This is a genomic window from Mesorhizobium sp. M7A.F.Ca.CA.002.05.1.1 (genome assembly GCF_003998335.1).
Taxonomy (GTDB): domain Bacteria; phylum Pseudomonadota; class Alphaproteobacteria; order Rhizobiales; family Rhizobiaceae; genus Mesorhizobium.
On the sequence record NZ_RZQI01000112.1, the window covers coordinates 1 to 10,906 of the forward strand.

3 protein-coding genes are annotated in these 10,906 nt (G+C 62.6%); 1 reads left to right on the forward strand and 2 read right to left on the reverse strand.

The features are described from left to right. Positions 1-380: hypothetical protein (locus EN939_RS08545; RefSeq protein WP_206528273.1), on the reverse strand; the 380-nt coding region annotated here is incomplete at its 3' end. A 65-nt stretch (positions 381-445) separates the two neighbouring features. Further along, a complete protein-coding gene (locus EN939_RS37945; RefSeq protein WP_206528274.1) occupies positions 446-10,651 on the reverse strand; it encodes a hypothetical protein in 10,206 nt (3,401 codons plus the stop codon). A 30-nt stretch (positions 10,652-10,681) separates the two neighbouring features. On the opposite strand from EN939_RS37945, the gene EN939_RS38530 reads away from it, so the two are divergent. Beyond that, positions 10,682-10,906, forward strand: a 225-nt coding sequence (locus tag EN939_RS38530; RefSeq protein WP_206528275.1) for a hypothetical protein, incomplete at its 3' end; no start/stop codon positions are given.

Below are 10,906 nucleotides of genomic sequence, written 5' to 3' on the forward strand. Positions count from 1 at the left end.
GCTCCGAACAGATGCCCGTCGATGAGGATGGGTGACGCGATGATTTGTGTGTTGTCCGTCGGACCCGATACACTGACGCCCTGACGCTTTCCCGTGGCCATTTCGGTGGCGGCGAGAAGTCCGCCGACCGGCGACTGTGAGTTCGGCCATGCGGCGGCCAGCACATAAGGCCCGGTATCGGCTTCCCCGAGCACCAGGGCTGCTGCCGAGGCATCGGCAATCTGGCGGCACAGGAGGCCCAGCCACGCGCCAATGAACTCATCCGATGTCCCGGCAGTGCGGAAGCGTGTCCACAGCGCCTGGTCCAGAACGCTGTAGCTGACGATGCCGGCATCATCCAGCATCCTGTGGGTATCACTTTCAAGGATGCTATCGGCCATGGACAGCCGTTTCGAGGCGGCGCGCGCAGTTCGCGAGATGTGTGAACTGCGCCGCCATCATTGTCTCATCGCACTCCAAACAGACTGGACAGGCGCGACAGCAGTCCCTTGCGGTTGCTCCATTCGGCGAGACCGTTGAGGTCGTCCGAAGTTGCGTCGCCATCGTCCTGATCCGCATCGGGCGCTGCATCGTGCGGACGGTCCTGCTGCCGACCCTGTGCGGCAACAAAGGTTCCGCTGGCTTCGTCGAACACCCAGTTGAGCTGGCCGCTTGCCTGCAAGCCAGAAGTAGCCCCGGTCAGCACGATGTCGTCGGTCTTGGCGCTTGTATCGGCTTCTGACTTGGAATGTGCCGCCGCCGTGCCGCCGGAAGCTCTTGCGCTCGATATCGTCGTGGCTTCGCCAATCGGTTCAGCCCGGGCAATGCCTGCGCTCTGGAGCAATCCATGCTCCTGCGCGCCGACAAAGACGCCCAGGCCATCATGGAAGAGCTGCGTTTCAGTCAGCGGACCGGCAGATCCGGCCTCCGGCAGCCGGCGCTCGCCGGCGGCCAACTCAGCCGACATCACGCCCGCGTCGCCCTCATCGTGATCCAAGCCCGCCTGATGGCCGATCTCGTGGATCAGCACCGACAGAAGGTCCATCCGTCCATCGGCGGCGCCGCCCGGCAACGCCGTCAGGTGCCCGGAGGCATCGAGCTGGAACTCGCTGCTGTCGAGAGGTGACAGGTCGACGAACCAGCCCTGTCCGGCCGCATTGCGGTCGATCATCACCGCGCCGAACACCGACTGTGCCAGCGCCGAGCCAGGCAGATCGGTGATCTGGACATCCAGGTTCGACAGCTTGGCAAGTTGTGTCGCGTCGAGTTGGCCGCTTCCCGACCAGATCGCCACCGCCTGCGCCAACATCGCCTTGGCCTGATCGATGCCGACCGCCGTTGCCGTGTCCGCGGCCTGGCCGAGCGAAGCAAGCGCCAACTGATTGGAGCTGGTGCTGAACGCCGACGCATTGGTGCGGATCTGCAGCCGGTCGAAAGACGCACCTGCATTGCCTGTCACCAGACCGAACTCGCCATCGGCAATTGCTGCATTGAAGCCATAACTGCCGACGAATGCGCCGTTGACGGTGATCGAGAGGGCTGCGCCTCGTATGGTCAACTGGACGTCATAGTCCGTCGTTGAACTGAGCGTGCGCGCGAAGCTCTGATCGATCACCGTGCCGCCCTTCGACGTCACGTGTCCGACCAAAACCTTCTGGCCAACCACATCCAGGGTGACGAACTTGTAGTCGTTGGCGCCGTAGTAGTCGAAGACGATGCCAGCGGTCCCGGCGGTCTTCAACTTCGCCGTCAGTTCCAGATAGGCGTCCGCCCCGATCGCCGGGCCGACATCCAGCAGATTGGTGCCAGCGCTGGCCGCCGCATTCAGCCTGCCGCCCGAGAGCGTCCAGCCTTGAGCCGCAGTCTTCGACATCGGATAGGTCGGCGGCCCGTTGAACTCGGCTGCGTAGTCGAGCGTGATCTGTGGTGGCAAGACCTGGACACGGAAGTTGTCCACCGTACCCTTCGAGCCGCTGTTGCCGACACCGACGAGGCCCTTGTTCAGCGCCACCGGCTGGCCATCGACGATGCGCGGCGCGAAGGTGTAACTGAACCAATTCACGCCGGCGACGGTCAAACTCACGTTCGTGCCGTTGACTGCGAGCAGGACATCGTAAGCCTGGTTCGCTTTGAGCTGCACCGGCTTGTTGGACTTGACCAATTGATGCCAGCCGCTGGCGTCGCGATAGCCCATCTCGATCTGGTCGTTCGAGATATTGATGCCGGCATATTTGAAATCGGTCGGCGAATAATAGTCGAAGATGATGTAGGAGTTGGCCTTCCAGCCGCCGGTCGGCTTGTCGGCCGTCAAGGTCGCCGCGAGCTCGTAGTAGATCGGCGTATAGGCGTCGAGATAGAGAACCGCGGCTGCCTGATCCCAGGTGCTTGCCGACTGAACGGTGAGCTTGCCGCTGGTGACGGCGAAATTGCCCTCATCGACCGCCACGACCTTGGCATTGCCGTCGTTGAAGTCAGCCGTGCGCAGCACGTCTCGCTTACCGCCCGGAATGTTGCCAGCCTGGGGATCCGTCGGACCGCCGGTCTGATCCTGCCAGAAGCCATGATCCTTCTGGGTGATCAGGCCGATTTCACCTTCCACGCCGCCCATGAACATATGGACGTGGCTGTACTTGTCGTCTCCATTGATGCTGCCAGTGTCAGCGGTGCGGGTGATGTCGACACCGTCGCTGAATGCCTGCGCATAGAGGAAGTCGAACAGTTGCGGCGGCACCTGCCGGCTTACCGTCGCGATACCGAACGGTGCGAACGGCACCAGGTAGCTGTTGTACTCCCCGACCCAATCGATCAGGCGGTCGCCACCGGTGTTGCCGATCAGGATGTCGAGCCCGGCCCCACCGAAAACGCGGTCCTCATACATTGGGTGCGTCTCTGGCTGGTCGTTCAGCCAGTTGTTGGTCGAGAGCACATCGTCGGCATTCATGAGGTCGTTGCCCCAGCCGCCATAGATGTGGTCGCGGCCAGTGCCACCAACGATCCAGTCATTGCCCAGGTCACCGAAGACCGCATCGTTGCCGTCGGTGTTGCGCTGCGCAAACGCCGTCGGCGTGCCGTTCGGCGCAAAAGCGATCGCACCGTTGACCAGCGGTCCTTCATTGTCGACGAGGTTGAGGAAATACTGGCGCGTGATGGGCGCCGCACCGGTCTTCCATACCGAACCATCGGCGTTGAACATGATTGTCCGGCGCGGATCGTACTCGTCATAAAGGAAGAACTCGCCGAGCCGGCTCTGCACAGGCTTCGGCGCATTCCACGGATCGCTGTCGGGACCAAACCTCAGCACGTCGCCAGGGTTCCATGGCCGCGAGAAGTCGGTGCGCACGATGCCCACGACATTGCCCGCTGCATCGAAGCGCTGCGTATAGGAATCTGGCAGAGCTTCCCCGCCGCCGACCGCATCGTCGCCGGAACCGCCATGGATGAAGTCGTCACCCAGGCCGCCGAAAATGATATCGTCCACGACATTGGCGTCAAACAGCGGATTGTCGCCGCCCTGTGCGTTCGGCGTCAGATTGTAAGGGGTCAGGTCGACCGCCTTCTTCATCTTGCCACCGACATTGATCGTCTCGGTCTGCACCTGTCCCGGAGTGGAGATGAACTCGTTGAGCACATCGCCCTGGCTGGTGCGCGTATCCGGATCGGTCGCCAGCAATGGCAGCACGCCGAACAGGCTTTCGCCGTAGGTCGCGCTGTTGCGGCTGGTGAAGATGCGGCCGTCGTCACCCAGGATGCCGTCCTCACCGGTACCACCGGAGATCCAATCATTGCCCCAGCCGCCGATCAGATCGTCGTTCTCGGCATCGCCGAAGATCCGGTCATGGCCGCCGCCGCCATAGGCGGTGTCGTCACCGGTTTCGCCATGGAACTCATCATGGCCGCCGATGTCCTGCTTGGCCCATAGGCCGAACTCGTTGCGATAGGCAGGATTGTTCGGGTTGGTTTTGGAGAACAGGTCCGGACGGAAGTCCGGGCCGCCCGGCGTGTAGTCGAGCAGATGGATGCCACGCACGACGAGGCGTTCGCCACCAGCGCGCGCCGGGTCATTCACGTCGTAGTTGAACTGCACATAGAGCTGTTGCCCGGCTGCGCCGGTCGGATTGATGTCGGTGTGATTGACGCCGACGATCCGCACGATGTTGCCGTTGTCGCCGATCATCGAGTCGGCATCGCGGGCAAAACGCGAATTGGCCAGCGTGCCGTCATTCGGCAGATTATCGTCATTGCGATCAATCTCGATGCCGGCGCCGCCGAAAATATAGTCGTCTCCGTCAGGCCGCATATTCGGATCGATGAGGCTGAAGAAGGACGAGGAACCGCCGATCAGATCATCCTGGCCGAGACCGCCGAATATCTGGTCGTCGCCGCCACCGCCTTCGATATAGTCCTGGCCGTCGGTCGCCGCCGTGAAGGAGGCGATCACCGTCAGCGGACCGATCGGATCGGTGACGCCGGCGGATGTGCGCGATGCGCCGACATGCGAGGTACCGGCAAAGGCAAGCTCGATGCCGCCGTCGCCCTGCACCACGTCATGGCCGAGCTGACCTAACAGTTCGTCATTGCCTTCGCTGCCGGCGATATAGTCGTTGCCGAAGCTGCCGACGCCGGCCGCGCCCTCGTCGAAGGCAAAGGTGTGCAGCGCCGCGTAGTCGACCGAATACTCGCTCCACCACGGAGCCCCGTCCGGATCGCGATACCGCCGCGCGATGCTGTCGACCAGCAGCAGGCCGCTGTTGTCGGCATTGACTGTGCCGAGGCCGGCCGGCATCGGCCGGTCGGTACGGCTGTACATCAATGTTCCGGCCAGCGTCTGGAAGCGCAGACTGAACGTGTCATTGTACAGATTGCCGTGAGCGCCGCCCTGGCGCGACAGGTAGACGTTGTCGCCGAAGACGCGATCGTCCTGCTGGTCACCATCGAGCAGATCATGCCCGGCGCCGCCGACGATGACGTCGCGGTCGAGGCCGCCGAACACCACGTCGTCGCCGCCATTTTGCAGTTCGGCCGATTTGATGCCGGTGACCAACGCCAGCTCGGTCGTCTGGATGCGCTGCTTCAAGGCTGACGGGAAGTTCGGATCGTCGACGAACATTTCGATCACGCCGTGATCGGCGAAGATGATGTCGTCGAAGTCGCCGAGCAGGCCGGCAGCCGCGACCGAACTCGGCCCATAGCCGAGATGCGAAGCGCCATCGCCGAAGATCACGTCGTCGCCCGCATTCATCAGGTCGCGAACCGACGACTTGACCGGCTTGATCGTCGTGCCGTTGGTGTCGGCATTCGGATCGGCCGAAGGCAACGGACTGTTGTCGACCGTGTCGATGAACAGCTGGCGCGTGAAGATATTCACGTTGACGCCGCTATCGCCATAGATGTGGTCGGCGCCGCGATTGCCGATGATCAGGTCGTCGCCGGAACCGCCGGCGAGATGATCGCCAGCCTGGCTGCCGTAGATCGTGTCGTTGCCCGCGCCGCCATAGATCGTCAGACCGACGCTCGGCAGGTTTGCCGACAGCGTGCCGGCGAACAAGGCGCTGGCGTCGATGATGTCGTTGCCGGCTAGCTTGTAGGGATTGGCGAGCGGGAACACCCACTCGTCATCCTCGTTCTCGCCGTCCTGCAGTTGCGGGAACGGATCGAACGGCTTCTCGCCGAATTCCATACCCAAGACATTGTGCGCCTGGCCGGAATACCAGATTCCGTCCTGGCTGGTGTCGCCATAGATGACCAGTGGCGAGTTCGGCCCGGCGCCGCCGGTGACGATAATATGGTCGCCACCGACACGCCTGCCACCGTCCAGCGTTATATCGACACCGGAGACGGTCATCGCAACACCGGCTTTCGGCGTCAGCGCAACGCTCTGCAGCGTTATCACGCTCGCAGTGAGCGCCTGGATGGTGAACGTGCCGGCAAATCCGCTCAGCTGCACCTTCTGGCCCACATAGAAGCCATCCGCCAGCCAGCTGCCGACACTGCGTGTCAGGCTGTTGGTGGTGATGTTGACGGTCGCCGTGCCGGTGATGGCGCGCGGCTCCGCGACGTGCAGTGAACGCTCGGCATAGCTGTTGAACGTGTTGAGCGCGAGCACCGTGCCGGCTGGCTGGCCGGCGCGTGTGTTCGGTGCGCTGAGCACCAGCTTGCTGCCGTCACCCCATGTCAGCGCGGAGTTGCTCGGCGCCGGCAGGGTCGCATCGGCGATCGCCAGAATGGTGCGCGTGTAGGTTTCGCCCGCAAGCTGGATTACCTGGCCAACCTGATAGCGGTCCTCCGACCAGTCGCGGCCGTCCTGACGGGTGACGATGATCTGTCCACCGGTTCCGGCGGCGATGTTCATCGGGCCGGTGCTTTCCAGATACATGTTGCCGCCGCCATGAACGAGCGTCAGCGCGCCATGCTGGCCTTGCACGTAGAAGCTCTTCACCGCGCTGTTTTGCGTCGCGAGCGGCGCGCCCTCGAGCGTCAGCGAGTAGCCGTCTTCCGATATCTCGATGATGCGGAAGTTACGCTTGCCGCTGGCATCGACCATCGTCACCAGATGTCCGGCGAGGTAGCCTTCAGCGGCCCATTTGACGTTGTCGTGGCGCGTGACGATGCCGCCGGTATAAGTTGGGTCGACATCGACTTCGGCCACCACGGTCTGCAGCACGGCGTTGGTCACGGGGTTGATGCGATTGATGGTGCGCGGTGCTTCCGAGACCGGCGCGAGTTGTCCGCCGATGACGCGCATGACCGCGCCGGCGATCGCCACGATCTGATACTCGCCCTGCGCAAAGTCTTCGGCGATCGAGATGAAGTCCCCGACCGCAAAGCCGGCCCAGTTGCCGCCGTCGGTGCGCGTGATAATGCCGCCCGCCGTCGTCGTGGCCACATCCACCGACTTGTTGAGCGTGATCACATCCTTATCGAAGGCGGTGATGGTGTGCGGCCCGTCCGCCACGCTGGCCAGCGTCGGTCCGCTCAGAACCAGGATCGAGTTGTCATTCGGATCCGCGCCTTCGGCCGGATTGGCCGGATTGATCAGCGCATCATTGATGGCGACGATCGTCCAGACGCCCGGCAGGTTGTCGATCTTCACCGTTTGGCCGACGAGGAAGCCCATCGCTTTCCAGTCGAATCCGGTGCGCACGATGGTGCCGCCGTTGACGCCGGATGGCGTTATGTCGAACGTGCTCGTCACCTGCACCGGCGGCGCAGGATTGAGCGTGCCCTCGATGACGAGCTTGTCGTTGCCTTCACCGAGCATCAGATTGACCACCTCGATGGTGCTCTTGGTGCTGTCGGTGCCGAAATCGCCGTTCTGGTCGACGCTGATGCGTCCGAAGCTGATGCCACCCGGGAAGAAGCCGGATTCACCGAAAGTCGGATCGCCGGTCACACCGAGCCCCAGGCTTAGATTGTCAGCCATGTTGAAGCCGGTGAGCGTCGTCGCCGTCATCACGCCGCCGACATCTTCCTTGCTGGTGTCGTTGAAGATGTTCAGCACGTCGATCTGTTGCGATTCCGGCGGCTGCTGGCCGATCGCGATCAGGAAGTCGTCGGCTTCGCCTGGCAGCTTGAGGCCGTTCTCGAGTGAACGGTCGGCGCCGGTGACGCCGCCCTCGACAGCCAACGGTCCGCGCAGCTTGGACAGGTAATGGCCGGAAACCGGGAAAACCTTGACGCCTTCGCGGGTGATCGGCACTTCGTATTCGGTGTCGGCGCGCAGTTCGACCGTCTGCTGCTGGTAGTAGTTGGCCGGCGTGAACACGGCCAGGGCCGCGGTGCGAACCACGTGCACATCGTTCAGCGTGGCGCCGAGATGCGGCAGGATCTGCGCGACATTGGTGCCGGTGATCTGGATCGAGGTGTCCTTGGTGTCGTTGTCGCCGCGGATGATCGCGATCTTGAAGTCGCCGATCAGATTGTCGGCCGTATCGAACACGCGGATCCACTGTCCTTCGAGGAAACCGAATGACAGCCAGCCATCGTCCTTGTCGCCAAGTCCGGCGATGGTGATCCGGTAGGTCGGCACAAGTCCTTCCATGACCTGCTCGAAGCGGATATTGCCGGTGTACTCGCCGTCCCGCGCCAGATCGGACAGGATGACGTCGTCCTTCGCGCCTGTCGCTGCCAACAGCCTGTCGACCTTGAAGAACTTTCCGTCCGCATCGATCGAGGTGATGAAATAGTCGCCGCTGCCGGCGCCGGCATTGCCGATGCGTATCTGCTGGCCGACGAAGAAGCCTTCATCGACGAAGCTGCCGAGATCGGCACCGGTGCTACGCGTGATCTTGCCCAAGCCACCTTCGTTGGAGAAGACAAGATTGCCGTCGAATATCTGCGTTGGCCTGAGGCCGCCAATGATGCTGTATCCGGAGCCGGGCGTGACCGCGACGCCATTGACACTAACGACATCCGCCAGACCGTCCGTTAGTACCGCGACGCTGACGTTGGTCGACGGCGCCTTGGTCAGCCGGATCGTATAGTCGTCGGTGTCCGATCCATCGCCGTTGAGCAGCGTATTGCCTTCACTCTCCAGCACAACCGCGCCGGCGCTGTCATTGTCGATCACGTCGATGTCGACATAGCCCGGGCCTGAGCGCAGGTTCGGGAAGACATAGTTGTGGTTGGCGTCGACTGTCAGCGCCTGGTCGAGCTGGAAGAAGATCGCCGCCGTGTGCGGGTCCTCACGCGGGATGTCGTCGCGCGCTTCGATGCCGACGCGCACCGCATCGTTCCAGTTGCCGCTGTCGAAAGTGATGCGCCAGTAGCCGTCGGCACCCTTGAACATGCGGTTGTCGAGACCGTTCGGATCATCGACGTCGTAGATCATGATGTTTTCGTCGCTGAACTCGTTGACGTACAACTTGACGACGATCGTGTCGCCCGCGTCGGGCGCCTTGGCGAGCTGCACCAGCAGTTCGTCATTCAGCTTGGTCGTGGCATTGCCTTCGATGACCAGCGAGCGGCCATCTTCGGTGTTCGTGCCGGGCGTCACCTCGGTGACATAGATTCCGGGCGTGTCGTTGTCACGCAGGTCGACCTCGACGTTGCGCACGTCCGCCGCGTCGAAGGGATCGCCGTTCGGATAGGCCGCGGCCAGCAGTGCCGGTGCGACACCGCTGGTGTCGGAGATGACACTGTGCTGGACGACGACCACTCGATCGCCCTCAGCGCGCAAATCGTCGGGCGCATAGAGGTACACGTTCTGCGCCGTGTTCCAGTTGGTACTGTCGAAGGCCAGCACGATCGAGCGGTCGTTGATGATCGTCGGAACGCCGTTGATGGTGATGACATGCTGGAATTCGCCGTCGGTTCCGACAGCGCCGGGATCCAGCTTCGATAGCCAGATCGTATCGCCGATGCCATTCGGCAACGGTGCCGGATTGATCAGCGTGCCGTCTTCTTCCTGCTGTGGCGAACGTGCCGCCGAGATCGTCACATAGACGATCTGGCCGGCCAGCGGCGCCACCGCCAGCCTGACGGTGTAACTGTCGACATTGCGCGGCCCGCCTTCGCGAACAGCCGTGAAGCCATCCGTTTCGTCGATGCGGACGATGCCCTCCTGGGGGCCGGCCACGTGATAGTCGAAGCCGTCGACGAGGACGCCATCGTAGAGTGGATCGCCCGAAGTGACGAGGTGGTCAACGGCGCCGGAGGCACCTTCGAGTTCGCGCGTGATGATATCTTCCGTGACATCGCCCGCGACATTGATCGTGTCTGAACCCAGACCGCCGATAACGCGATAGGCTACGCCGAAAGCCGTCGATTGGACGAAGAATTCATCGTCGCCTTCAAGCCCGTCGACCTCGACCACTTCGATCGTGGTGTAGCGAACGTTGAGGCCGGCGCCGAAGATACCCTTATCGGTGATGGCGAAATCGTCGGCGAATTCCGTGCCGAGGATAACCAGCTTGTCAAAGCCGGTGCCGCCGTCGACCGAGACCGGCGCGTTGACGTTGTATTGCACTTCGTCTTCGCCGCCGCCGGCGCGGATGTCCGGCGCGCGCGCGACCGAGAAGCCGAGCCCGATGATCGACTTGGCGACGCCGAAGTCGTCCAGCACGATAACGTCGTCGGTATAGTCGTCAGGCGTCGAGTCAGCGTCGGCGAAATTGATCACGCCATCGCCATTGGTGTCGAGCGTCACCGCCGGCAAATCGTCCTGATCGATCGTGCCGTCACCATTCCAGTCCTGGTTGGCGACCGCCGCAATGGCGAACGCGCGGACGATGAACAGGTCGTTGTTGTCGTCGCCTTCGAGCCGCAATTCGGCCTGGTTGGCATAGACCCGGAATTCGTCGTTGCCGGTGCCGCCTTGCGCCACCATCGGCGCACTGATGCCCGGGCTCAGCCAGCCGCGTGTCGTGGCCACCATGTCGGGGAACACGTCCTGGTCGAGCAGGTTGCCGCCGAAGAACGGCGTGACGCCGTTTTCCGCATCGCCGGTGCGTTTGGTGCCGAATATCTGGCCGATGTTGAAGGAGTCGTCACCGGCGCCGCCTTGCAGCGAAACGATCGCCGTGGTGTCGTCGGAGTAGAAATTGTCGTTGCCGCCCTGCCCCTCGATGGTGATCCGGCCATTCAGCGCGGTGTCGTAGTTGATGCGCGCGACTTCGTTCGAAGGCTCATTGTCCTCGATCGTATCGGCATAGGTCTTCGGCTGTCCGTAGACCATGGCGACGTAGCCTGGACGGTCGGCGGCTTCGTGCGGCAGATAGTTGGCGCCGCGCAGCAGGAAGATGTCGTCGATCGGCTTGTTGCCGCCGATCAGACCATTCTGCGACGAATCGTACCCGAAGATCGTCAGTTCATCGACACCGTCGATAGGACGCCCGCTGTCGAGAATGTTGATGACGTAATTGCGCTGGAAGTCGGTGCCCGCGGTGCCCTGCCCCGGATTGTTGGAGCCAAGCGTGTAGATCTCATAGAG

What these genes read in the sequence shown, in the direction of transcription:
- EN939_RS37945 (WP_206528274.1), bottom strand. Translation starts at nt 10,651, where the DNA reads ATGGTCTACGGACAGCCGAAGACCTATGCCGATACGATCGAGGACAAT.